Origin of the sequence: Pantoea sp., from assembly GCF_039594315.1 — a bacterium.
In the GTDB taxonomy this organism is placed as follows: Bacteria; Pseudomonadota; Gammaproteobacteria; order Enterobacterales; family Enterobacteriaceae; genus Pantoea.
Genome location: NZ_JBCNNP010000026.1, coordinates 1 through 23,031 on the forward strand (window position 1 = coordinate 1; position 23,031 = coordinate 23,031).

Below are 23,031 nucleotides of genomic sequence, written 5' to 3' on the forward strand. Positions count from 1 at the left end.
GCTGGTTTACACCATGAAAGGTGACCAGAAGTACTTCCCGGTGTACGACGCGGCGGGCAAACTGCTGCCGAATTTCATCTTCGTCACCAACATCGAATCGAAAGATCCGCAGCAAATCATCTCCGGTAACGAGAAGGTGGTGCGCCCGCGTCTGGCGGATGCCGAGTTCTTCTTCAATACCGACCGCAAAGAGCGTCTGGAAGAAAATCTGCCGCGTCTGGAAACCGTGCTGTTCCAGAAAGAGCTGGGTACGCTGCGTGATAAAACCGATCGCATTCAAGCGCTGGCGGGCTGGATTGCCGCGCAGATTGGTGCCGACGTGAATCATGCAACGCGTGCTGGCTTGCTGTCGAAGTGTGACCTGATGACCAACATGGTGTTCGAGTTCACTGACACGCAAGGCGTGATGGGCATGCACTACGCGCGTCATGACGGCGAAGCAGAAGATGTCGCCGTTGCCTTGAACGAGCAGTATCAACCGCGTTTTGCCGGTGACGATCTGCCATCCAATCCGGTGGCTTGCGCGGTGGCGATTGCCGACAAGATGGATACCCTGGCGGGCATCTTCGGCATCGGCCAGCATCCGAAAGGCGATAAAGATCCGTTTGCACTGCGTCGTGCTGCCTTGGGTGTGTTGCGCATCATCGTGGAGAAAAACCTGCCACTCGATCTGCAAACGCTGACCGAAGAAGCGGTGCGCCTGTACGGTAGCAAGTTGAGCAACGCGAAAGTGGTCGATGAAGTGATCGACTTTATGCTCGGCCGTTTCCGTACCTGGTATCAGGAAGAAGGCCACAGCGTTGACACCATTCAAGCGGTGCTGGCGCGTCGTCCAACCCGTCCGGCTGATTTCGATGCGCGCATGAAGGCGGTTTCACACTTCCGTACGCTGGAAGCTGCGGCCACTCTGGCGGCTGCCAACAAGCGTGTGTCGAACATCCTGGCGAAATCCACGGAAACCCTGAACGACAGCGTGCAGGCTTCCCTGCTGAAAGAGAACGAAGAGATCCAACTGGCGACCTTCGTGACTGCGCTGGGCGACAAGCTGCAACCGTACTTTGCAGAAGGCCGCTATCAGGATGCGTTGGAAGAACTGGCGCAGCTGCGTGAAGCGGTGGATAACTTCTTCGACAAAGTGATGGTCAATGCTGACGATCAGGCGGTGCGTATTAACCGTCTGACGCTGCTGGCGCAATTGCGTCAGCTGTTCCTGCAAGTGGCGGATATTTCGCTGTTGCAGTAGTTCGCCAGGTCACCATAAATGGCGACCCTACGATTGCGCGGTGTGGTTTTCGTAGGGTGCGATAAATAAACAGAGGGACGAGAAATCGTCCCTCTGTTTATTCAGAACCATATAGGAACTGTTATCTGTGATAATGCATCCTGCGAATGGTGAAGGACGCGCATGATAAATACGTTTTCAGACTCAACAAGATAATAAATTACATGTTCACGATGTGGCATTGAGAATATTGATTGGCCCAAATCAAGTCGTTTCCGACCTAACTCGTTTTCTTCGAGATGATAAAACCTTTGATAGAGCTTCCTGGCATAATCTTCGGCTTTGTTCATTCCAAAATTCCAATATCCGTAAAACCATATCGCTTTTAAATCCGCATCAGCTTCCTGCATTACCTGTATCATTCTCTTCATCGATGCCTACCCTGGCTCTCATTCTTTTAAGAAAAGTTTCTCCGTCCCAATCTTCAGCTACTCCGCTATCCAATCCTTGTTGAATCAATTTCCTTAAATTCTCCAGCTTCGATTCCGCCTGCTTCTCACGCAGCAAGCGCAGCGAATCGCGCACCACTTCGCTTTGCGTACGGTAGTCGCCGGACTCAACCAGAGATTCAACAAACTCGCGCAGTTCATCGCCTAAATCGATCGTCATGGTACGTGCCATCATCGCTGTCCTATGTAAGCGTATTTCTTACATTCTGGCACTTTTTTATACAACAGGGAATCTGCGTTGCAGCGCAGTTACAACCAGAACTGCGAGGCAACGCGAGAGAATTTAGGCGGAAGGGGTGTTAAACAGGCGAGCGTCGCGCAGCAGGTGATCGTTGCCACGGCGGCGAGTAAAGCCGCTGCGGTCAAAAAACTCCAGAATTTGCACCGCGACTTTTCTGCCGGTGCCAAGTTGGGTGCGGAAGTCAGCGGCGCTGGTGCTGCCACCTTGTGTGGCGCGGCTCCGAATCAGATCGGCGAAGATCTGGATCTGGTCGCTGCGGTAGTAGCGATCGCGCACGATCGCGGTGATGTGGCCAAGGCGCGCGGCGGTGAGCAGCAGTGTGCGAATCTCGCTTTCATCCTGCTGCACTTCCAGTGCAATATCGCGTACCCACAACGGTTGATCGCCAAACAGCGGGCCAACTTGCCGCCACAACACTTCTTCCTGCGGGTTAAAGCGCGGTTCGAAATCGGGCAGATGCAGCCAGCCTTGGCGCTGTTGCAGTTGGCCTTGATCCAATAATTGCTCAATCAGCGCCAGCACCCATTCAGCGGGCTGATGCGGTAACGCCACCCGGCGCAGGCGATCGTAGCCAATGCCGGGCACTTCCGGATGCTGTTGATGAAAATGCGCCAGTGATTCCAGCAGCTTCTGTTGCCATGTTGTGGTCTGCGCGGCGCTGAACAACGCGTTGCCCAGTTGCACCGGCGCAACGTCCGTAATCAACGTGTTTAACGCCGGTTCAGTCAGTTGCCGCGCCCACGCCAGCTCGGTGGTTTCAAGTGGTTGATAAGCCAGATGCGCGCGCAGGCTGGCGCTATCATCTTCAGCGACCGCCAACTGGTGCAGCCAGGCGAGATAATCCTCCTGACGCTTGCCGCGCTTTTTGCTGTTCAGCAGCAGCACGCGCGCGCCGCCCAGCGTTTGCTGCGCATTGCTGTCGCGAATGATCAGGCGATCGTTTTCTGCCAGCCACAGTGGCTGCTTCAGTACTATCTCGGCGATATAATCGGCCAGCAAAGTTACGCGTCCGGTGACGTGGCTGGCGGCGTGATGAATATGAATCGGCTGCGAAGTGCTTTTCAGCGGTTGCAACAAACGCAGCGCCACGGTTAAGCGCGTGCAACCTTCTGCTTGCTGCTGCGCCAGCAGCCAGTCGCCGCGCGTAATCTGCGCTTTCTCAACATCGCCAGCGATATTCAGCGCGATGCGTTCCCCGGCCTGTGCGCGAGTTACCGATTGGTTCTGCGCATGCAGCGCACGCACGCGCAGCGGCTGATTGAGGCTGCTGAGCCACAAGGTGTCGCCCACCGCGACTTCGCCCGACAGCGCGGTGCCGGTGACGACCAAACCGGTGCCTTTCAGCGTGAAGGCGCGATCGATGGCAAGGCGGAAGCGGTAGCGATCGTCGAAAGCCGTTTCCGGCAAACTGCCGAGATGTTGGCGCAGCGCATCGATGCCTTGCTGCGTGTGGCTGCTGGTTATAAATTGCGGCACCGCTTGCCAACCGAGTTGCTGCGTTAATTGCGCCACTTGCAGCTGCACTTCAGCGATGCGTGTTTCATCGACGCGATCGGCTTTGGTCAATGCCACGCTGAGCGGCGGCTGCCCGGCCAAACTGAGCAATTGCAGATGTTCGCGCGTTTGCGGCATCACGCCGTCGTCGCAGGCCACCACCAATAACGCATGATGAATGCCGCCGATGCCCGCCAGCATATTGGCGAGGAATTTTTCGTGGCCCGGCACATCGATAAAACCAAGCACGCGACCATCCGGCTGCGGCCAATAGGCGTAGCCGAGATCGATGGTCATGCCGCGCCGCTTCTCTTCTGGCAGGCGATCGGCATCGACGCCGGTTAAAGCCTGTAACAGCGCGGTTTTACCGTGATCGACATGTCCAGCGGTGGCGATAATCATGGTGCTAACGCCTGAATCAGCGCGGCTTCATCATCAAGGCAGCGCAAATCCAGCCACAGTTTGCCTTCCTGAATGCGGCCAATCACTGGACGCGGCAAGCTGCGCCAGCGTTGGGCCAGATTGGCAAGTGCGCTGCCGTGACCATCGCGCGCTGCGAAGGTAATAGCAAAGCTGGGGATGCGTTCAACTGGCAGCGATCCGCTACCGATTTGCGATGAACAAGCAGCGATTGCCAGTGAAAAATCCTCACCGTACGCCTGTTCTAATGCTGGCATTAAACGTTCTGCTTGTTGCTGGATATCGTGCGGAGAGCGGGTTAACCATCGCAGCGTCGGCAAGGCTTCACGCAAGGTATCGGGCTGGCGATAGAGTTGTAGCGTGGCTTCTAATGCCGCAAGCGTCATTTTATCCACGCGCAAGGCGCGCTTCAGCGGATGCTGCTGTAAACGATCAATCAATGCTTGTTTGCCGACGATGATGCCCGCTTGCGGCCCGCCGAGCAGTTTATCGCCGGAGAAGCTCACCAAACTCACGCCCGCAGCGATCAGCTGCTGCGGCATCGGCTCGGCGGGCAAGCCAAACGCAGTCATATCAATCAGCGAACCGCTGCCGAGATCGGTGATTACCGGCAGTTGATGTTCCGCTGCGATGGCCACTAATTCCGCTTCCGCTACCGCATGGGTAAAGCCCTGGATTTGGTAATTGCTGGTGTGCACCTTCATCAGCAAACCGGTGTTTTCGCCAATCGCTGCGCGATAATCTTTGGCGTGGGTACGATTGGTGGTGCCGACTTCCACCAGTTCACAGCCCGCCTGGCGCATCACATCGGGAATGCGGAATGCGCCGCCAATTTCGACCAGCTCGCCGCGCGACACAATTACTTCGCGGCCTGGCGCCAATGCCGCCAGCATCAGCAAAACCGCAGCGGCGTTGTTGTTGACGATGCACGCCGCTTCCGCGCCGGTTAGCTCGCACAGCAGCGCGCTGACGGCACGATCGCGATGACCGCGCGCCGCATCATCCAGCGCATATTCCAGCGTCACCGGCTGGCGCAGGCAATTTGCTACCGCGTTGATGGCGCGATCGCTGAGCTGCGCGCGCCCCAGGTTGGTGTGCAGCACCGTACCGGTGAGATTAAACACCGGGCGCAGCGCGCTTTGTTGTTGTTGCTGGCTGCGGCGCAGCGCTTCATCCGGCCAGCTCGCGTGCCAGTCGGGCAAGGCTTGATGCTGCTGGATATGCTCACGCGCCTCTTGCTGCATGTCGCGCAGCTGGCGCGTGGTGAAAGCGGTGCCGATTTGGTTAAGCAGCGGCTGCAACGCAGGATCGCGCAGCAGGCTATCGATAGCAGGTAATTGACTGTACAGGGATTTCATCGTGTGGCTTAGCTGGTGGGCGGAACGGTGCGGGCAAAACTTTCCCGCTCAAACAGGCTTTCTGCCAGTTTCACCAACGCCGGGCGATTAACGCACCAGTTTGGCATTACACGGCGGAAGTTCAGATAACCAATCATGCAGCCGGTGGCGATATCCGCCAGATTCAGCGTGCCGCTGTTGAGCCACTGGCCTTGCGCGGCAGCGGTTTCGAGTGCATCGAGGCCGCGCTGGATTTTTTCCCGATTGCGCAACAGCACCTCTTCAGATTGCTGATCGCCGGGGCGCATTTGCTCGCGCACGATCATCACCGCGGCATCGTTGATGCCATCCGCCAGTTTTTCCAGCTGGCGAATTTGCAGCGCGTGCAGCGCATCTTCGGGCAGCAATGCTGGTGCATCGCCGCGCAGTTCGAGGAATTGCGCGATGATCGAGGAATCGAACCAGGTCAACTGATTGTCGTCAATCAACGCCGGGACTTTGCCCAGCGGATTGTATTGCGGCACATGACTGTCGTCGGTCCACGGTGATTGGTTGACGAATTCAAAAACCAAGCCTTTCTCCAGCAAAATCACCGAAATTTTGCGTACAAAAGGGCTGGTGTAGCTGCCAATCAGTTTCATCGTTCGCCTCCGTGTTGAATTTCATGGATCGGTGCGCTCATCGTGAAGGTCGCCATGAATGGCGACCCTACGACGGCGCATTTAATCGCCTGGGAACATAAACGGATTCAGACTGCTGCGTGCGAAGCCTTCCTGTTCCATGCGCGCATCCAGCACCAGCGTAGCCAAATCATCGGCAACCGGTTCAACGGCGGGATCTTTTTCCTGATACAACATCTTCAGGTAAGTGCCGCAATCGCCGCAGCTTTCCGCTTTCACCGCGGCTTTTTCGCTATCCAGTGACCAATAATGCAAGTCGCCGGTATTTTCGCAGTTCGAGCACTTGCTGCGCACCACATACCATTCACTTTCACACAGGTTGCAGTGCAGATAGCGCAAGCCTTGCTGACCAACATCCATATGCACCACGCTGGTGACCGGCACGCTGGCGCACACCGGGCAGAACTGGCGATGTTCGCCATATTCCGCACGCGCTTTGCCCGGAATTAACGCCGCCATCTGCGCCCAGTAAATCGACAACGCCGCCCAGATGAACGGAGATTTGTCGCTGCTGACTTGCGCGAAATCGCCTTCCAACAGCGCATGCGCCAGATTTTCCAGCTCGCTGGTGGAGGCTTTTTCCAGATTCTCCAGCACCGCCAGCGCCTGGCCGCTCATCTCCGGTTTTAGCTCGGCGATCAGCGAATGCAGCAAACGCTGCCAGTGCGCGGTACGTGGGAAGGTGTGGATATCGAGCGGCGGTTTGCCTTGCTCGGCGCTGTCGGCCAGCCGCTGTTGCAGATCAATTTGCAGCGGATGGTCATACAGCACGATCTCCTGCGCCTCGGCAATCATCGCGGCAAAGCGCAGATAATCGCCCAGCGGATTCTTCGCCGCCAGATCGCGCAAACGTGCCGCACGGCGGCTATACAGATTTTTCAGCCGAGGGAAAAGTAACGGCGGAACTTGCTCCGCCGTCAGTTTTGCACCTTTCTCCAGCTGGTCCTGCGGGATGATGCGAATACTCATCAGGGACGTTTTTCCTGTTGTGTTTGGCGTTGGCGCTGCTCGCGATACCAGCGTGGATGATGTTTCTTCGCCCACGCAGCCGGAACCCAGCCCTCAACCATGGCGGTAATGGTGCCTTTTACCCACAACGCGGCATAAATGTGCACCATAATCACCACGATCAGCGCCACAGCTGAGACCGAATGCACCACTAACGCGATGCGAATCAGCGGAATGGTAAAGGCACCGGCAAAGTACGGGCGCCAGATAACAATTCCGCTCACCAGCAGCAAGACTAAGCTGATGATAGCAGCCCAGAACACACACTTCTGCCCGAAGTTGTATTTGCCGGTGTCGCCGACCTCTTCATTGCGCACGATTTTGTGGATGTTTTTCGCCCACACCAGATCTTCGCGGTTTATCAGATTATGCTTCCAATAACGCAAGAACATGATGATAAAGGCGGCAAACATCACCGTACCGACGAAGGGATGCAGGATACGCGCCAGCTGCGGCGTGCCAAGCACGTGCATCAACCAGTTAAACGACGGGAAGAAGAAACCTAATCCGCTCAGCGCGGCAAACACAAAACAGAACGCCACAATCCAGTGATTGATGCGTTCCGGCGCACTATAGCGCACCAGGCGATCGCGTTTTTTCATTATTCGCGCTCCTCTTTTTCGTGCAGGTTATCGTCATCCTCTTCCACGCGGTTAGGTCCAACGCCAACGTAGTGGAACACCGCTGCGGCGAAGGTGGCGGCAAAGCCCACCGCGGCCAGCGGTTTCCAGATGCCTTTCCAGAAGGTTACCGCTTTGCTGATGCTCGGATTGTCCGGCAAGCCGTGATACAGCTGCGGTTTGTTGGCATGGTGCAACACGTACATCACGTGCGTGCCGCCAACACCTTCCGGATCGTACAAACCAGCATTGGCATAACCGCGCGTATTCAGCTCGGCCACGCGTTCACCGGCCAGCGCCTGCATATCGCTTTTGCTGCCGAAGTGAATCGCGCCAGTCGGACAGGTTTTCACGCACGCCGGTTCTTGCCCAACATTGACACGATCGACGCACAAGGTGCATTTATACACGCGGTTGTCGTCTTTATTCAGACGCGGCACATCGAACGGACAGCCGGCAATGCAGTAGCCGCAGCCAATGCACTGTTCTGACTGAAAATCGACGATGCCGTTGGCGTACTGAATGATCGCGCCTTCAGACGGGCAAGCTTTTAGGCAGCCGGGATCGGCGCAGTGCATGCAGCCATCTTTGCGGATCAGCCACTCTAACTTGCCGTTCTCCTCGACTTCTGAGAAGCGCATCACCGTCCAGGATTTCGCGGTCAAATCTGCCGGGTTGTCGTACACCCCAACGTTATGTCCGACTTCATCACGGATGTCGTTCCACTCCGAACACGCCACCTGACAGGCTTTGCAGCCGATGCAGGTGGTCACGTCGATCAGCTTCGCCACTTCCTGCTGATGGTTACGCGCCTGCGGGGCAGGCGTGAATCCATTGGTGGCAGAGCGGCGGATAATGTCTTGAGATTGATAAGCCATATTCGTTCTCCTTACACCTTCTCGACGTTAACGAGGAACGCCTTAAATTCTGGCGTTTGCGTGTTGGCATCACCGACAAATGGCGTCAAGGTATTGGCGATAAAGCCTTTTTTCGCCACGCCTTGATAGCCCCAGTGAATCGGAATGCCGATGGTATCGACGATTTTGCCGTCAACATCCAATGGACGGATGCGCTTGGTCACCACCGCTTTGGCTTTGATGTAGCCGCGATTGGAGCTGACTTTTACCGTATCGCCCTGCGTGATGCCCAGCTTGTTCGCTAGCTTCTCGCCGATTTCAATAAACTGTTCCGGCTGCGCGATGGCATTGAGCCGCGCGTGTTTGGTCCAGTAATGGAAATGCTCGGTGAGACGATAGGTAGTGCCGACATACGGGAACTGCTCGGCTTTGCCCATCGCGGCCAAATCGTCTTTGAACACGCGTGCCGCCGGGTTCGAAATCACGTTTGGATGCAGCGGGTTGGTGCCAATCGGCGTTTCAAACGGCTCGTAGTGTTCTGGGAACGGACCTTCAGCCATTTTATCCAGCGCAAACAGGCGACCCATGCCTTCTGGCTGCATGATGAACGGACCGACATCGCTGCCAGGTGCGGCGGCGCTGTAATCCGGCACATCCATGCCGCCCCATTTCGCGCCATCCCACTTGAGGATCTGGCGTTTAGGGTCCCACGGATTGCCTTGCGGATCGGCCGAGGCGCGGTTGTAAAGAATGCGGCGATTCAGCGGCCATGCCCAACTCCAGTTGAGCGTGTTGCCCAGCCCGGTAGGATCGGTGTTGTCGCGGCGCGCCATCTGGTTGCCATCCGGCGTCCAGCTACCGGCAAAAATCCAGCAACCGCTCATGGTGCTGCCGTCATCTTTCAAATGCGCAAAGGTGCTGAGCTGTTGGCCTTTTTTCGCCAGCAGCGTGCCTTTGTCATCGAAGATATCGGCCAGCGCTTTGCCGTTGTTCTCCATCGCCACTTCTTCTGGCGCCGGATTCTCTGGCGTCAGGTAATTCCAGCTCATGTTCAGCACTTGCTCTGGCAACGCGCCGCCTTCACTGGCGTACATTTTGCGCAGACGCGAGTAGATGCCAGAAAGAATTTCACCGTCGTTTAGCGCTTCGCCCGGCGCATCCTGACCTTTCCAGTGCCATTGCAGCCAGCGGCCAGAGTTAACGATTGAACCGTTCTCTTCGGCGAAGCAGGTGGAAGGCAAGCGGAACACTTCAGTTTGAATCTGCGACGGATCGACATTGTTAAATTCGTCGTGATTCTCCCAGAAGGTGGAGGTTTCGGTGTTAAGTGGATCGATCGTCACCAGGAACTTCAGCTTCGACAGCGACGCAATCACTTTGCCTTTGTTCGGGAACGAGGCAACCGGGTTAAAGCCCTGGCACAGATAGCCGTTGACCTTGCCCTGCGACATCATCTCGAAGTACTGCAACACGTCGTAGCCTTTGTCCCACTTCGGCAACCAATCGAAGCCCCAGTTGTTCTCTTTCTGGGCTTTGTCGCCGTAAAAGGCTTTCATCTGGCTGACAAAGAATTTCGGGTAGTTGCTCCAGTAGTTGACCTGGCCCGGCAGCAGCGCTTTTGGCGTATTGGCGGTTAGATAGGTTTGCAGGTCGGTTTGCTTCTCCGATGGCAGCGTCATGTAGCCCGGCAGACTTTGCGACAGCAGACCGAGATCGGTTAAGCCCTGAATGTTGGAGTGACCGCGCAGTGCATTGATGCCGCCGCCAATCATGCCCATATTGCCCAGCAGCAACTGAATCATCGCCATGGTGCGGATGTTCTGCGCGCCAACCGAGTGTTGCGTCCAGCCGAGTGCATACAGGAATGAGGTGGTGCGATCGCGCGCGCTGGTTTCGCCCAGCAGTTCACAGACATGCAGGAAATCAGCTTTTGGCGTGCCGCAGATGCGCTCGACGATTTCCGGCGTATAGCGGCTGACATGCTGTTTCAGCAGGTTCCACACGCAGCGCGGATGCGTCAGCGTGGTGTCGCGTTTGGCAAAGCCATCGTCGCCCAGCTCGTAGTTCCAGCTGGTTTTATCGTACTTGCGATTCGCTTCGTCGTAGCCGCTGAACAGGCCATCTTCAAACTGATAATCCTCGCGCACGATCAGGCTGGCGTTGGTGTACGCCTCAACATATTCGCGCTGGATTTTTTCGTTTTGCAGCAGCCACAGCAGTACGCCCGACAGGAACGTGATGTCGGTGCCCGAGCGGATCGGCGTATAGAAATCGGCTACCGATGCGGTTCGTGTGAAACGCGGATCGATAACAATGATTTTGGCTTTGTTGTGAATTTTGGCTTCCATCGCCCAGCGGAAACCCACTGGATGCGCTTCAGCGGCGTTACCGCCCATCACAACAATCAGATTGGCATTACGGATGTCGACCCAGTGATTGGTCATCGCACCGCGACCAAATGTTGGAGCAAGACTTGCTACCGTTGGTCCGTGTCAAACGCGTGCCTGGTTGTCGACCGCTAACATGCCAAGCGATCGGGTAAATTTCTGGGTTAAATAGCCGGTTTCATTGCTGGAGGCCGAAGCGCACAGCATGCCGGTGGAGAGCCAACGGTTAACCGTCACGCCCGCGGCGTTCTGCGCGATAAAGTTAGCATCGCGGTCGGCTTTCATCAGTTTAGCGATGCGATCAAAGGCATCATCCCAGCTTATACGCTGCCATTTGTCGGAACCTGGCGCGCGGTATTCTGGGAAGTGCAGGCGACTGTCGCTGTGGATGAAGTCGAGCAGGCCAGCACCTTTCGGGCACAATGCGCCGCGGCTCACCGGATGATCCGGATCCCCTTCGATGTGGAAAATGGTTTCTTTGGCGTTTTTCGCGCCGTCACCGAGGCTGTACATTAACAAGCCGCAGCCGACTGAGCAGTAAGTGCAGGTGTTACGCGTCTCGCGCGCGCGCAGCAGTTTATACTGTCGCGTTTCCGCCAGTGCTACTTCTGGCGCAAAGCCCAGCAGCGCTGCCGTTGTCCCTGCCATACCGCCAGCGCATACCTTGAAGAATTTTCTTCGGCTGACGTTCATGGATTATCCTTTCAACATGAATGATTGATTTTACTTTTGCGGTGCAGCGCATCGGGCGTCAGAATAACCCGATGAATATTGCGGCAATAGCGGCTTAATAATACCACTACTTTAGTAAGGTTGTTGCATGAGGCGAAAAAAGTGACAGAGAAGGAACAAGAAAGTCACAGTAATGTGAATGAGATCTCAGGCGCGGTGCAGGCACAGGTGCGACAGCGCCGTGATATCAGCCTTGCGGAAAATGATTGGCTGGCGCAGGAAGTGCCGGTTGCGCTGGTGTATAACGGCATTTCGCATGTAGTCATGATGGCGACGCCAAACGATTTGGAAACTTTCGCATTAGGTTTCTCGCTCTCGGAAGGCATTATTGCGCGCCCGGATGAAATCTTCGGTATCGATGTGGTGCCGGGTTGTAATGGTATTGAAGTGCAGATTGAACTCTCCAGCCGCCGCTTTATGGCGCTGAAAGAGCAGCGCCGCGCGATGGCCGGACGCACCGGTTGCGGCGTGTGCGGCGTGGAACAGCTCGATCAAATCGGCAAACCGCTGCAACCGTTGCCGTTCACGCAAACCTTTGATTTAGCCAATCTCGATACTGGTCTGGCGCAACTGCGCGACTATCAACCGATCGGCAATCTTACCGGTTGTACACACGCGGCGGCGTGGATGTCGCCAGCCGGCCAATTGCAGGGCGGTTGTGAAGATGTTGGGCGCCATGTGGCGCTGGATAAACTGTTGGGACAGCGCAGCCAACAAGCGTGGCAGCAGGGCGCGGTGCTGGTATCGAGCCGCGCCAGCTATGAGATGGTGCAGAAATCGGCGATGTGCGGCGTGGAAATTTTGTTTGCGGTCTCGGCTGCGACGCAGCTCGCAGTTGAGGTCGCCGAGCGTTGCAATTTAACGCTGGTAGGATTTAGTAAGCCGGGACGCGCCACGGTGTATAGCCACCCGCAGCGTTTACGTTAAACCACCTGCACCTGCGGCAGCGCCTGTTGCAGGGCGCTGAGCGCGCCAGGTTTTGCCGGGCCGCCGTCGCAAATCACCAGATCGATCTCGCCAATCGGGGCGTAAACCGTGCGGCTAATCACGCCAAGTTTGCTGTGATCGGCCAATAAAATGGTGCGATTGGCTTGCTGCACCATGGCGCGGGCAATCGCCGCTTCGTGCGGATGAAAACTGCTGGCACCGTTTTTCGCCTCAATGCCCACCGGCGACAACAGCGCGACATCGGCGCGATAACGATAAATTTCGCCGAGGGTCAATTCTCCGCGCGTTTGCTGCGCGCCTGCCATCATCATGCCGCCGATCAAAATTACCTGATTATTCAAACTTTCATGCTCTTCCGCCGCGCTTAACGCCAGCGCGGCTTGCAGGCTGTTGGTGATGATGGTTAAGCCCGACATGGTGCGCAATTCTTCTGCCAGCATGGTGGTGGTGGTGCCGGCATCGAGAAACAGCGTTTGGCCCGGTTGCAGATGCTGGGTTGCGGCCACGGCAATCGCGCGTTTCTCTTTGGCCTGCGCGTTGCGGCGCACCTGCAACGGCGGCTCCGGCTGGCTGTCCACCGCCATCAAGCCACCGTGCACCCGCCGCGCCAAACCTTGCGCTTCCAGTTCAATAATGTCGCGCCGCGCGGTCTCGCGGGAAATGCCGAGTTCTTTGATGATGCGTTCAGTGCTGAGCTGATGTTGCGTGGTCAGCAGCGCGCGAATGCGGTGTAAACGGATTTCCTGCAACATGACTTTTCCCTGTGGCGTGTTCAAGCTGGGCCTAAGCTTACCTGAGTGTCATCACGGCGTCATGTGTATTTGGTTGTATTTGTGTATTTGGTTGCATTTGTCGCCAAAGCAGGCATGATAATGCGCAATGGCTATTTCGCATGCACCCCTTTCACCTTCGCAACGGGAGTTACCATGGCTACACGTTCTACCATCATGGACACCAACAGTTTTCGTGCTGAGCACGCCGATGGATTGGATGCGGCAACCCGCAAACTAACCGATAAGCGCAGCAAAGTGTTGGGCGAGTCGTATCGCCTGTTTTACCGCAAGCCGGTGCACTTAGTGCGCGGCGAAGGGCAATATTTGTGGGATGCAGCGGGTGATAAGTATCTTGATGCCTACAACAACGTGGCGAGCATTGGCCACTGCCATCCGGCGGTGATTGAAGCGGTAAATCAGCAGATGAAGATGCTGAATACCCATACGCGTTATCTGCACGAACGTATCCTCGATTACACCGAAGAATTATTAGCCACCACGCCGGACGCCATCGATCGCGCCATGTATATGTGCACCGGATCAGAAGCCAACGATTTGGCGATTCGCGTGGCGCGCGCTTTCAGTGGCGGCACTGGCATTATCGTCTCGCAGGAGGCATATCACGGCACCAGCGACCTAACATCTGGCGTATCCCCAGCACTTGGCAGCGGACAACCGCTGGCGGCGACCACGCGTTTGGTGTCGCCGCCGGATGCTTATCGCGTCAATGCGCCGGATTTGGGCGAGTGGTTTGCTCATGAAATCCAGAAGCAGATCGACGATATGAAAGCGCACGGTATTAAGTTTGCTGGTTTCCTCGCCGATTCGATTTTCTCCTCCGATGGCGTGCTGCCGAATCCTCGCGGCTTCCTGCAAAAAGCCGTTGATGTGGTGCACGCCAACGGCGGTATTTTCATCGCCGATGAAGTGCAGCCTGGTTTTGGTCGTACCGGTGATGCGTTCTGGGGCTTTGCGCGTCACGGCGTGGTGCCGGATGTAGTGACCACCGGCAAACCCATGGGCAACGGCATTCCGGTTTCTGGCCTGCTGGCAAAAAGTGATGTGCTGGCAGCATTCAGCGATGAGATTCCTTACTTCAACACCTTTGGCGGCAATCCGGTGGCGATGGCGGCAGCGCAAGCGGTGTTACAGGTGATTAAAGAAGAAGGTTTGCAGGAGCACAGCCGCGTGGTTGGCGCCAAGCTGCTGACTGAGTTGCAGAAGTTAATGGATCGCCATGAATCGATTGGCGATGTACGCGGCGCAGGCCTGTTTATTGGCTTTGAGTTGGTGCAAGATCGCGCCAGCAAAACGCCGGATAAAGCATTGGCGCTGGATTTGATTGAGAAGCTGCGCGAGCACCGCGTGCTGACCTCGGTGGCTGGTCCGTATGGCAACGTACTGAAATTGCGTCCGCCGTTGGCGTTCCAGGAAGCGGATATCGATTGGCTGGTGGGTGCGCTGGATAAGTCGTTGACTGAGTTGGGACGTTAAACGTGATTTAGTAAGGTGGCCATTTTTGGCCACCTCATTTTCATGCTGCGGTTTCCTCGGCAAAAATGTTTTCCATCTTCTGCCATGCCTGCGCCACATCATCATCCAGATTAAACAAACCTGATGTGCCAACAATAAACACATCCACGCCGGACGCCGCGATTTGTTTAAAGGTGCGCGCATTGCACGAACCATCAATTTCCGTCAGATAGTGATAACCGTGCTCTTCACGCATGGTAATTAACTGGCGAATCTTATTTAAGGTTTCCGGAATAAATTTCTGACCAGCGAAACCAGGATCAACCGACATCACCGTGACTTTATCCAGCAGATGCGCATATTCGCGAATGCTATCCGCTGGCGTGGCCGGATTTAATACCACGCCACAACGGCGACCGGCATCTTTAATCTGTGTTAATAAGCGGAAGATTTTATTATTGGCAGTTTCCGGATGGAAGCTAATCACATCGGCACCGGCATCAATACACATCGGAATAATATCTTCCGGATGATTCACCATTAAATGCACATCAATCGGCACATCGGTAATTTTACGCAGGTTCTCAATAAAGAACGGCGATAGCGTAATATTCTTCACGTAGCTGCCATCCATAATATCGACATGATAAAACGCGGCTTTGCTATTCATGGCTTCAACTTGCTCACGAAAACGCGTTAAATCCATACACATTAGTGACGGTGAAAATTTGGCGTTCATGTTATTTATCCTCATTACAACAACAGCGCCCGCAGGCGCTGTTACTGACATCAATGGAAGAACGAAATAATGTGGCCGAGAACAATACCGACGATACCGAAGTCGGCATCACCGAAGGTGGTGGATGCGAAGCCCAGATCGCCCATCAGTGGCAGCAAAATCGCTGGCAGGAAGGAGATCAGCAGACCTTGCACAAAGGCACCGATAATCGCGCCGCGACGGCCGCCGGTGATGTTGCCGTAAACGCCTGCGGTGGCGCCGCAGAAGAAGTGCGGCACTAAGCCCGGCACGATAACGCTCAAGCCAAACAGCGGGCACAGGAACATGCTGATCAGACCGGCGGAGAAGCTCGACAGGAAGCCGATGATCACCGCATTCGGTGCGAACGGGAATACGGTTGGGCAATCCAGCGCCGGTTTGGCATTGGGTACCAGTTTATCGGCGATACCTTTAAAGGCTGGCACGATCTCGGCAATTACCATACGCACACCGGCGAGGATGATGTAAACACCCGCGGCAAATGTGATTGACTGGATGATGGCGAACACGATGTAGTTCTGGCCGCCGCTGACGCTTTCGGTAAACTCTTTGCCCGCCACCAACACCAGCGCGATAAACAGAATCATCATGGTCAGCGAGATCGCTACCGATGAGTCGCGCAGGAAGTTGAGGGTTTTCGGGACTTTCAGCTCTTCAATTGACGGGCTGCCTTTACCGACCACTTTACCGACCAACGCCGACAGCAGATAACCGGTTGAACCAAAGTGACCGAGCGCCAGGTCATCTGAATTGGTGATTTTGCGAGTGAACGGCTGCAAGATCGCCGGGCACACCACCATCATGGTGCCGAGAATCAGCGAACCGATCAGCACCAGCCAGAAACCATGCACACCGCCAACCGACAGGATCACCGCCAGCATCGCCGACATATACAGCGTGTGGTGACCGGTCAGGAAGATGTATTTCAGCGGGGTAATGCGCGCCAGTACAATGTTAACCAGCATACCGAATACCATGATCATCGCGGTTTCGGTGCCGTAACTTTTCTGAGCCAGCGCAGCCATCGCATCGGTGTTTGGCACCACGCCCTGAATATTAAAGGAGTGTTCAAACAGCTGACTGAAGATGGTCAAGGTGGCCGCAATTAAGTTGGCCCCGGCGATGAGAATAACAAAGCCCATGATGGTTTTAAGCGTACCGGAAATAACATCAGACACCGGTTTCTTTTGCAGTAATAAACCAAACAGGGAAAAAAGGCCGACAAGTATTGCGGGTGTTCCGAGAACATCCTTTATAATAAATTGCAGCATGAATTACTCCATGTTGTGTCGCGGACTTACCTTGCGACGTAATTAGATATTTTCAGCCAGGATTTCTTTGATTTTGGCGTTATCTAACAGATTAGTCAGTCCAACCACTTTCGCGCTGTGGCTGGCTAATTGATCGGCAATATCTTTAGCGGCAATAATTAAATCGGCGTGTTCAGATTTTGCTGAAGTCAAATCGGTATGGCCGACTTCGGCTTCTTTACCTAATTCAGCGACAATTTTCTTCACGTTCATTTCAACAATAAAGCTGCTGCCTAAACCATTTCCGCACACAATTAATACTTTTTTCATTTTTAAGTTCTCTGGTGATTAATTTTTAATGACAGCTTCAATCGCTGGCAGGGTAGAAGCCGACAGCAATTGCTGCAGGCGGGATTCGTCGCTGAAGACATCCGCTAACGCGGTGATCATCTGAATATGATCGTCGCCCGAAACGGCGCACAGCATGATGACCACATAAACCGGATCGTTCTCATCGGCTTGGAAACTCACGCCATTTTTTACGTGTAGCAGCGACAGGCCGTTTTTACGTGCACCTTGTTCTGGTCGGGCATGCGGCATCGCCAGGCCAGGTGCCAACACGTAATACGGGCCGAGTTCGGCATGCGAAGTAAAGATGGCGTCGAGATAAGCCGGGCTGATGGCTCCTTCAGCCAGCAGCGGTTCTGCGGATAAGCGCACCGCTTCCTGCCAGTCGCTAACCTGCTCGACTACGCGAATGTGTTGCGGGGTGAGCCATTGAGTGAGCATCAGTAATTCCTGTTTATTCGTCGATGGAGTGCAATGTAGGTTATTTTCTCGCCCACTTTCTGTGATGATTGTCGCAAAAGTTAGCGCTAACACGGAGTTTGTTAGAAAACGTGTTATCGCTAACATTTTTGCGCAGTGGGTTTGTCATTGTTGCAAGCGCCTGACATGCTCGGCTTTACTTAAACCTTTAACAGGTGAGGGATGCCCGAATCTGTGGTTTTTAACATAGCGCGTTAACAATTTTGGTTTTAAGCTGCGTCCAGAAAAATAGCGAGTAGCACAGGAGAGGGGATGACAGAGAAACGACGGCGCAGCACGGGAAAAAGTACCCTGGCCGATGTTGCCCGTTTAGTCGGCGTCAGCACCATGACGGCATCACGTGCTTTGCGCATGCCGGAGAAGGTTTCGCCTGAAATTCGCGCCAAAATTGATGCCGCAGTCACTGAGCTTTCGTATGTACCGAACGTGCAGGCGAGCAATCTGGCGTCGGCGACTTCGCGGCTGATCACCATGGTGGTGCCGTCGTTCGCCACGCCAGGCAGTGCGATTGTCTCGGAAGCGTTGCAGGAAGTGTTACGACCGCAGGGCTACAACATGATGCTGGCGGAAGCCAATCACTCTGCGGCGGAAGAGAGCCATTTGATCGAAATGTTGCTCTCCTACAATCCGGCGGCGATGGTGCATTTCAATTTTGATAACGCGGCGGAAGCGCATCGGCTGCTGAGTAATTCCGGCTTGCCGGTAATGGATATTGGCGGCGTACATCAGGATTCGGCGGGCATCAGCATTGGGATTGATTACGCCAAAGCGATTCGCCAACTGGTGCAAAGCCTGGTCGAACGCGGCTATCGCAATCTCGGCTTACTGTGCACGCAAAGCAACAACACCATTTTCCGCCAACTGTTGAACGGCTGGCACAGCGGCATGTTGGCGATGAATCAGGCGCCGCATCGCGTGGTAACATCGCCGAAAATGCCGACTTTCGCGGCCGGACACAGCTTGCTGGCGGAAATCCGCCTGACCTGGCCGGAGCTGGATGTGCTGATTTGTACCAGCGATGAAGTGGCATGCGGCGCGGTGATGGCGTGTCATGCGGCGGGGATTGCCATCCCTAGCCAGTTGGCGATTGCCAGCATTGGCGGCGGGCCCATCGCAGCGGTGTGTTCGCCGCCGCTCACCAGCATTGTGCTGCCGTATGAAGAGATGGGGCGCATGGCGGGCAAACGTCTGTTGTCGGCGCTTAAAGGCGATGAACCACCGGCCATTAACGAGTTAGCGGTGCAGCTTAAGCTGCGCGCCAGCACGCACAAGGTGTAGCGCTGCGTGCGCATCTTTTTCCAGATTCTTCAAATCCTTATCAATTCTAAGGCATTGATAACCCTTTTACGGATCATGTTTTTAACTATAATGATCCGACTGCTTACGCGGCCCACCCGATCGGTGGTGCTGCAAAACACTAAATGGAGAGGAAGAACATGAGTTATTCACTGCCATCCCTGCCGTACGCATACGACGCACTGGAACCGCACTTCGACAAGCAGACGATGGAAATCCATCACTCTAAACACCACCAGGCTTACGTGAACAACGCTAACGCAGCGCTGGAAGGTACCGAATTCGCCAACCTGCCGGTTGAAGAACTGATCGCTAAACTGGATCAGCTGCCAGCAGACAAAAAAGGTCCACTGCGTAACAACGCCGGTGGCCACGCTAACCACAGCTTCTTCTGGAAAGGCTTGAAACTGGGCACCTCGCTGCAAGGCGATCTGAAAGCTGCCATCGAAAAAGATTTCGGCAGCGTTGAAGCTTTCCAGGCTGAGTTTGAGAAAGCCGCTACCACTCGCTTCGGTTCAGGCTGGGCGTGGCTGGTGAAAAAAGGTGACAAACTGGCTGTGGTTTCTACCGCAAACCAGGATAGCCCGCTGATGGGTGAAGCGGTCGCTGGCGTTTCTGGCTTCCCAATCATTGGTCTGGATGTGTGGGAACACGCTTACTACCTGAAGTATCAGAACAAACGTCCTGATTACATCAAAGCTTTCTGGAACGTAGTGAACTGGGACGAAGCAGCGGCACGTTTCGCTTCTGCTAAGTAAGTTCCGGCGCGAGCCAACTGCATGCAAACCGGTGACTGAGTCGCCGGTTTTTTTTCGTCTTAACTAAACCTTTACTAAACGAAGTCACTATTTTCCTACCTGATGATACCGCTGCGAAAGCTATTAACCTGCCGTTGATAATTTGGGGCATATACTGGCGGCAATCCGTCTCGCAAAGCCTAAATAATCATGTCTATTATCACAACTTCTGTGACGAATAATGATTCGTCAGCACCACTGTTTTTGCCGTTAATAAGCGGAAAGTTCAGGCCGAATAAACTTTGGAATAGCGCAAGCTTTCGCACGAAATTTGCCTTAAGGTCGTTAGTGTTTCCTATAACTACTTTTAGTTACCTTAACCAATTAGCGAAACTATCGGCGCTGCCGCAGTTATTAACCGTACAAGGTTTACTGCCGGCGAAACCCCATCGTCCCTATTTGCGAGCAGGCTTCAGTGTGGCACAGCGTGCGCAGGCCATCATTGACCATTATACCTTGATGGAACAACTGGATAACGTCACGCTGCGCCAGCTGTTACAAAGCCCAGGCGACAATCCGTTGGCTAATTTAGAGGGCAAAAATGGCGAGGCATTTGTTATTCATTGCTGCCCAGGACGTTTCGATCGTGAAGGCGAAGTGACTTTGGAATTGCGCTTTGAAACGGTGTTGATTGCGTCATTATCTTTCTCAATTATTAATGAGCACAACCAGCGCACATTATTAATTGGTGGATTGCAGGGCCCGCGCAAACATATTTCTAACGATGTGATTCGTGATGCCACCAAAGCGGCACACGGCGTATTCCCAAAACGTTTGCTGATGGAAGCGGTATTTAATTTAGCGGAAATGTGCCACGTTGCTGCGATCTGCGCGGTCGGTGATAACACCCACGTATTCCGCAGCCTGCGTTATCGTCACAGCAAAGGCGATAAGTTCTTTGCCAGCTACAGCGAGTTCTGGTTATCGCTGGGTGGCGTGGCGCGTGAGGATGAGATTTTTGCGTTGCCGCTACGCGTTGAGCGTAAAGATCTGGAAGAGATTGCCAGCAAGAAGCGCGCTGAATATCGCCGTCGCTATGCCTTGCTGGACAGCCTGAATCAACAAGTTGCTCAGGCGGCGGGCATCGAACGCGACGTGTCACACGCCGCGTAACTCAGTTTAGAACGGCTGCTTCGCGTAGCCGGTCATCACTTTCAGTCCCATCTCACGTCCGAGCGCGGTCATTGGGTGCACCACCACCAAGCCGCGCACGCTTTTCTTGAATGCGCCCATGTTGGCTTGTTCTTTCTTGGTGATTTCGCGGCTAAAGCCCAGTTTCTGCAACTGTTGTGCTTCTTTGCTCAGCTTCTCGGTGCGTACATTGCGCAGACGCTCAATTTCCAGCTCCAGCTTCTCTTTTTCACGCAGCAGTTCACCGAGTTTCTCGGCATCACCGGACGCCAGCAGTGGCGCTTCTTTGCGATTCAATGCATCCAGCTGGTCGCTGAGCAGTTTGATCTCGGCTTTTTCTTGTTCTTTCATTGGGGGAAAACTCGTTAAGGAAAACAGGCAAAGGATACACAAATCTGCGTGCTTTTGCAGCGTGACAGTTTCGTAAAGCAGGTCGCCATGAATGGCGACCGGAGAAATCACATCGCAGGCTTTTTAAACACCTGTTTATGCGAAATGCGGGAAATCAGTTCGGTGAGCGACAGCACCATGGTGGAACGCACCATCTGCAGATAACGTTGCTGCTGCATGACGCGCAAATCATCATCGTCGCGATTGAAGTCGGGTTGTGGCGGCCAGGCGACCACGCAGTGCAATTCGCCGAACGGGCCGAGGATTTCATCGTCGGTAAACCGGTAATCACTGATGTCGTGATTCAGCTCCTCGCGCAGCGCCAGCAGCAGTTCACAATCCTCGTATTCATGACGATTGATCACGCCAAGACCGTAAATTAACTTCAGGCGAACCGAGAGTTCGCCTAACGGACCATCACCCAGCAGCAGCGGCTCTACAGCGTACTTAACCGCGTAATCGTCCTTGCGAAACACTTGCAGCACCAGCAGATTAACCGCTTCAGTCAACAGTTCAACGGCGGCGATCAGGAAGCTTCTCACCGAACGACCGGCGTTCAGGCGCTCAAGCACCCGGTTTTCAAAAGCCTGCTTCTCTTCCATTATTGCCTGCATCGTTCAGCTACCGCCAGCGGGCACAAAGACGTGCCCGAGTTAACCACTAAAGGGCGCGCATTATGCCATAGCGTTGTAAGCACTCACCACTGAGGTGACCACTTCGCTATTGGCATCCAGACCAGAAACTTCTGCCAGCGTGGCCTGCGGACCTTTATCTGCCAGTAAGGTTGCCAGTTCCTGCGCTTGCGGATCGGCATCGCTGCGATAGTGCATCGCGGCGGCAATGCCTTGCACCAGATTGGCGTGCGGCAGGTTGTATTCGATGGTGCCGAGTGTCGGTTTGATCAAACGATCGCCGGCGCTCAGTTTACGCAGCGGCTGGCGGCCAACACGCTCAACGTCATCCTTCAGATACGGGTTTTCAAAACGCGTGAGGATTTTTTGGATATACGCCGCATGTTTGTCCGCTTCAAAGCCGTAGCGCTTGATCAGCACTTCGCCACTTTCCTGCATCGCGCCTTGCACCACAGCACGCACTTTTTCATCCAGAATCGCATCACGAATGGTTGCGTGACCGGCTAACTGGCCGAGATAGGCGGTGATGGCGTGGCCGGTGTTCAGAGTGAACAGTTTGCGCTCCACGAAAGCCATCAGGTTATCGGTCAGTTCCATGCCCGGAATGTTTGGCAACTCGCCTTTGAATTGGGTTTTATCCACAATCCACTCGCTGAAGGTTTCAACGGTGACTTCCAGCGGATCGGTGGTGCCGGCTTCAGAAGGTGGCACGATGCGGTCTACCGCTGAATCGACAAAGCCAACATGCTCTTCAACCCACGCGTGATACTGCTCTGGCAGCGCTTTCAGCACGTGCTGCTTAAGCTGGCTGGTGCCACGCACCATGTTTTCACAGGCGATGATGTTAAGAGGGCGGGTGTTACCGTTGTCGCTGCGTTTGGCCAGACCTTTGGCCACGCCACCGGCGATGCGCTCGAGAATCTGCGGACCCACCGCCGTGGTAACAATATCAACCTCAGCGATCAGCGTAACGATATCATCACTGGTGCTGTTTACGGCGCTGACGCCTTTCACAATTTCGACTTTCGCCTGCTCGCCAACCACATGAACCGGATACTCATGACGGGCGTTAAGGGCATCAAGTACCACCTGATTGACGTCAGCAAACACCAGTTCGATCCCGGCATCTGCCAGCAACTTACCGATAAAACCGCGACCAATGTTACCTGCTCCAAAATGTAACGCTTTCATAAATTTGACCCATATCAAATGACGAAAGGGCGGGCAA

Annotated in this window: 23 protein-coding genes; 6 read left to right on the forward strand and 17 right to left on the reverse strand. The window is 54.7% G+C overall.

Annotated elements, in window-relative coordinates:
- The coding region (glyS, locus tag ABDW13_RS15045; RefSeq protein ID WP_343553369.1) for a glycine--tRNA ligase subunit beta at window positions 1-1,243 on the forward strand (1,243 nt) is incomplete at its 5' end.
- 101 nt (window positions 1,244-1,344) lie between these two features.
- Here the strand turns inward: glyS and ABDW13_RS15050 are convergent.
- The 9 genes from ABDW13_RS15050 to fdnG all read right to left on the reverse strand — a co-directional run bounded on the left by ABDW13_RS15050 (window position 1,345) and on the right by fdnG (window position 11,468).
- The gene (locus ABDW13_RS15050) at window positions 1,345-1,632 is read right to left on the reverse strand and encodes a type II toxin-antitoxin system RelE/ParE family toxin (protein ID WP_343553370.1); all 288 of its coding nucleotides are present in this window, start codon (window positions 1,630-1,632) and stop codon (window positions 1,345-1,347) included.
- Window positions 1,619-1,903, reverse strand: coding sequence for a type II toxin-antitoxin system ParD family antitoxin (locus ABDW13_RS15055; protein WP_343553371.1), 285 nt, complete (start codon window positions 1,901-1,903; stop codon window positions 1,619-1,621). The genes ABDW13_RS15050 and ABDW13_RS15055 overlap by 14 nt, the downstream gene beginning before the upstream one ends.
- A gap of 111 nt (window positions 1,904-2,014) precedes the next feature.
- Window positions 2,015-3,868, reverse strand: coding sequence for a selenocysteine-specific translation elongation factor (gene selB / locus ABDW13_RS15060; RefSeq protein ID WP_343553372.1), 1,854 nt, complete (start codon window positions 3,866-3,868; stop codon window positions 2,015-2,017).
- Window positions 3,865-5,244: an L-seryl-tRNA(Sec) selenium transferase gene (gene selA, locus ABDW13_RS15065; protein ID WP_343553373.1), complete on the reverse strand. Its 1,380-nt coding sequence runs from the start codon at window positions 5,242-5,244 to the stop codon at window positions 3,865-3,867. The genes selB and selA overlap by 4 nt, the downstream gene beginning before the upstream one ends.
- Window positions 5,245-5,252: 8 nt before the next feature.
- Window positions 5,253-5,864: a glutathione S-transferase gene (locus ABDW13_RS15070; RefSeq protein ID WP_343553374.1), complete on the reverse strand. Its 612-nt coding sequence runs from the start codon at window positions 5,862-5,864 to the stop codon at window positions 5,253-5,255.
- 81 nt (window positions 5,865-5,945) lie between these two features.
- Entirely contained in the window at window positions 5,946-6,872 is a 927-nt protein-coding gene (fdhE, locus tag ABDW13_RS15075) for a formate dehydrogenase accessory protein FdhE (RefSeq protein ID WP_343553375.1), read from the reverse strand.
- A complete protein-coding gene (gene fdoI / locus ABDW13_RS15080) occupies window positions 6,872-7,513 on the reverse strand; it encodes a formate dehydrogenase cytochrome b556 subunit (RefSeq protein WP_343553376.1) in 642 nt (213 codons plus the stop codon). The genes fdhE and fdoI overlap by 1 nt, the downstream gene beginning before the upstream one ends.
- A complete protein-coding gene (gene fdxH, locus ABDW13_RS15085) occupies window positions 7,513-8,409 on the reverse strand; it encodes a formate dehydrogenase subunit beta (RefSeq protein WP_343553377.1) in 897 nt (298 codons plus the stop codon). Before fdxH ends, fdoI begins: the two co-directional genes overlap by 1 nt.
- A gap of 11 nt (window positions 8,410-8,420) precedes the next feature.
- Window positions 8,421-11,468: a formate dehydrogenase-N subunit alpha gene (gene fdnG / locus ABDW13_RS15090; protein ID WP_343553378.1), complete on the reverse strand. Its 3,048-nt coding sequence runs from the start codon at window positions 11,466-11,468 to the stop codon at window positions 8,421-8,423.
- A gap of 123 nt (window positions 11,469-11,591) precedes the next feature.
- On the opposite strand from fdnG, the gene fdhD reads away from it, so the two are divergent.
- The gene (gene fdhD / locus ABDW13_RS15095; protein ID WP_343553379.1) at window positions 11,592-12,434 is read left to right on the forward strand and encodes a formate dehydrogenase accessory sulfurtransferase FdhD; all 843 of its coding nucleotides are present in this window, start codon (window positions 11,592-11,594) and stop codon (window positions 12,432-12,434) included.
- Here fdhD and ABDW13_RS15100 read toward each other — a convergent pair.
- The gene (locus ABDW13_RS15100; RefSeq protein WP_343553380.1) at window positions 12,431-13,207 is read right to left on the reverse strand and encodes a DeoR/GlpR family DNA-binding transcription regulator; all 777 of its coding nucleotides are present in this window, start codon (window positions 13,205-13,207) and stop codon (window positions 12,431-12,433) included. The two genes, fdhD and ABDW13_RS15100, sit on opposite strands and share 4 nt — an antisense overlap.
- Window positions 13,208-13,381: 174 nt before the next feature.
- Here ABDW13_RS15100 and ABDW13_RS15105 point away from each other — a divergent pair, with 174 nt between their 5' ends.
- Window positions 13,382-14,722, forward strand: coding sequence for an aspartate aminotransferase family protein (locus ABDW13_RS15105; protein ID WP_343553381.1), 1,341 nt, complete (start codon window positions 13,382-13,384; stop codon window positions 14,720-14,722).
- A 40-nt stretch (window positions 14,723-14,762) separates the two neighbouring features.
- Here ABDW13_RS15105 and alsE read toward each other — a convergent pair whose 3' ends face one another.
- Genes alsE through ABDW13_RS15125 form a run of 4 tightly spaced genes read right to left on the reverse strand, consistent with a single transcriptional unit; the run spans window position 14,763 to window position 17,518 of the window.
- Entirely contained in the window at window positions 14,763-15,440 is a 678-nt protein-coding gene (alsE, locus tag ABDW13_RS15110; RefSeq protein ID WP_343553382.1) for a D-allulose 6-phosphate 3-epimerase, read from the reverse strand.
- A gap of 50 nt (window positions 15,441-15,490) precedes the next feature.
- Window positions 15,491-16,750, reverse strand: coding sequence for a PTS ascorbate transporter subunit IIC (locus ABDW13_RS15115; protein WP_343553383.1), 1,260 nt, complete (start codon window positions 16,748-16,750; stop codon window positions 15,491-15,493).
- A 42-nt stretch (window positions 16,751-16,792) separates the two neighbouring features.
- Window positions 16,793-17,059: a PTS sugar transporter subunit IIB gene (locus ABDW13_RS15120; protein ID WP_343553384.1), complete on the reverse strand. Its 267-nt coding sequence runs from the start codon at window positions 17,057-17,059 to the stop codon at window positions 16,793-16,795.
- An 18-nt stretch (window positions 17,060-17,077) separates the two neighbouring features.
- Window positions 17,078-17,518, reverse strand: a complete 441-nt coding sequence (locus ABDW13_RS15125) for a PTS sugar transporter subunit IIA (RefSeq protein ID WP_343553385.1) — start codon at window positions 17,516-17,518, stop codon at window positions 17,078-17,080.
- Between the two features lie 291 nt (window positions 17,519-17,809).
- Here ABDW13_RS15125 and ABDW13_RS15130 point away from each other — a divergent pair, with 291 nt between their 5' ends.
- The 3 genes from ABDW13_RS15130 to ABDW13_RS15140 all read left to right on the forward strand — a co-directional run bounded on the left by ABDW13_RS15130 (window position 17,810) and on the right by ABDW13_RS15140 (window position 20,763).
- Window positions 17,810-18,835: a LacI family DNA-binding transcriptional regulator gene (locus tag ABDW13_RS15130; protein ID WP_343553386.1), complete on the forward strand. Its 1,026-nt coding sequence runs from the start codon at window positions 17,810-17,812 to the stop codon at window positions 18,833-18,835.
- A 158-nt stretch (window positions 18,836-18,993) separates the two neighbouring features.
- Complete coding sequence (gene sodA / locus ABDW13_RS15135; RefSeq protein ID WP_343553387.1) at window positions 18,994-19,611, forward strand: superoxide dismutase [Mn]; 618 nt, start codon at window positions 18,994-18,996, stop codon at window positions 19,609-19,611.
- A gap of 189 nt (window positions 19,612-19,800) precedes the next feature.
- Window positions 19,801-20,763, forward strand: coding sequence for a VirK/YbjX family protein (locus ABDW13_RS15140; protein WP_343553388.1), 963 nt, complete (start codon window positions 19,801-19,803; stop codon window positions 20,761-20,763).
- Between the two features lie 6 nt (window positions 20,764-20,769).
- Here ABDW13_RS15140 and ABDW13_RS15145 read toward each other — a convergent pair whose 3' ends face one another.
- From ABDW13_RS15145 to mtlD, 3 genes are all read right to left on the reverse strand, one after another.
- A complete protein-coding gene (locus tag ABDW13_RS15145) occupies window positions 20,770-21,132 on the reverse strand; it encodes a YibL family ribosome-associated protein (protein ID WP_343553389.1) in 363 nt (120 codons plus the stop codon).
- Window positions 21,133-21,239: 107 nt separating this feature from the next.
- Complete coding sequence (mtlR, locus tag ABDW13_RS15150) at window positions 21,240-21,785, reverse strand: mannitol operon repressor MtlR (protein WP_343553390.1); 546 nt, start codon at window positions 21,783-21,785, stop codon at window positions 21,240-21,242.
- A gap of 60 nt (window positions 21,786-21,845) precedes the next feature.
- The gene (gene mtlD / locus ABDW13_RS15155) at window positions 21,846-22,994 is read right to left on the reverse strand and encodes a mannitol-1-phosphate 5-dehydrogenase (protein ID WP_343553391.1); all 1,149 of its coding nucleotides are present in this window, start codon (window positions 22,992-22,994) and stop codon (window positions 21,846-21,848) included.
- Window positions 22,995-23,031 lie beyond the last annotated feature (37 nt).

Coding starts and splice junctions, on each gene's coding strand:
- ABDW13_RS15050 (WP_343553370.1), bottom strand. CDS start 1,632: ATGCAGGAAGCTGATGCGGATTTAAAAGCGATATGGTTTTACGGATAT.
- ABDW13_RS15055 (WP_343553371.1), bottom strand. CDS start 1,903: ATGGCACGTACCATGACGATCGATTTAGGCGATGAACTGCGCGAGTTT.
- selB (WP_343553372.1), bottom strand. CDS start 3,868: ATGATTATCGCCACCGCTGGACATGTCGATCACGGTAAAACCGCGCTG.
- selA (WP_343553373.1), bottom strand. CDS start 5,244: ATGAAATCCCTGTACAGTCAATTACCTGCTATCGATAGCCTGCTGCGC.
- ABDW13_RS15070 (WP_343553374.1), bottom strand. CDS start 5,864: ATGAAACTGATTGGCAGCTACACCAGCCCTTTTGTACGCAAAATTTCG.
- fdhE (WP_343553375.1), bottom strand. CDS start 6,872: ATGAGTATTCGCATCATCCCGCAGGACCAGCTGGAGAAAGGTGCAAAA.
- fdoI (WP_343553376.1), bottom strand. CDS start 7,513: ATGAAAAAACGCGATCGCCTGGTGCGCTATAGTGCGCCGGAACGCATC.
- fdxH (WP_343553377.1), bottom strand. CDS start 8,409: ATGGCTTATCAATCTCAAGACATTATCCGCCGCTCTGCCACCAATGGA.
- ABDW13_RS15100 (WP_343553380.1), bottom strand. CDS start 13,207: ATGTTGCAGGAAATCCGTTTACACCGCATTCGCGCGCTGCTGACCACG.
- ABDW13_RS15105 (WP_343553381.1), top strand. CDS start 13,382: ATGGCTACACGTTCTACCATCATGGACACCAACAGTTTTCGTGCTGAG.
- alsE (WP_343553382.1), bottom strand. CDS start 15,440: ATGAACGCCAAATTTTCACCGTCACTAATGTGTATGGATTTAACGCGT.
- ABDW13_RS15115 (WP_343553383.1), bottom strand. CDS start 16,750: ATGCTGCAATTTATTATAAAGGATGTTCTCGGAACACCCGCAATACTT.
- ABDW13_RS15120 (WP_343553384.1), bottom strand. CDS start 17,059: ATGAAAAAAGTATTAATTGTGTGCGGAAATGGTTTAGGCAGCAGCTTT.
- ABDW13_RS15125 (WP_343553385.1), bottom strand. CDS start 17,518: ATGCTCACTCAATGGCTCACCCCGCAACACATTCGCGTAGTCGAGCAG.
- ABDW13_RS15130 (WP_343553386.1), top strand. CDS start 17,810: ATGACAGAGAAACGACGGCGCAGCACGGGAAAAAGTACCCTGGCCGAT.
- sodA (WP_343553387.1), top strand. CDS start 18,994: ATGAGTTATTCACTGCCATCCCTGCCGTACGCATACGACGCACTGGAA.
- ABDW13_RS15140 (WP_343553388.1), top strand. CDS start 19,801: ATGTCTATTATCACAACTTCTGTGACGAATAATGATTCGTCAGCACCA.
- ABDW13_RS15145 (WP_343553389.1), bottom strand. CDS start 21,132: ATGAAAGAACAAGAAAAAGCCGAGATCAAACTGCTCAGCGACCAGCTG.
- mtlR (WP_343553390.1), bottom strand. CDS start 21,785: ATGCAGGCAATAATGGAAGAGAAGCAGGCTTTTGAAAACCGGGTGCTT.
- mtlD (WP_343553391.1), bottom strand. CDS start 22,994: ATGAAAGCGTTACATTTTGGAGCAGGTAACATTGGTCGCGGTTTTATC.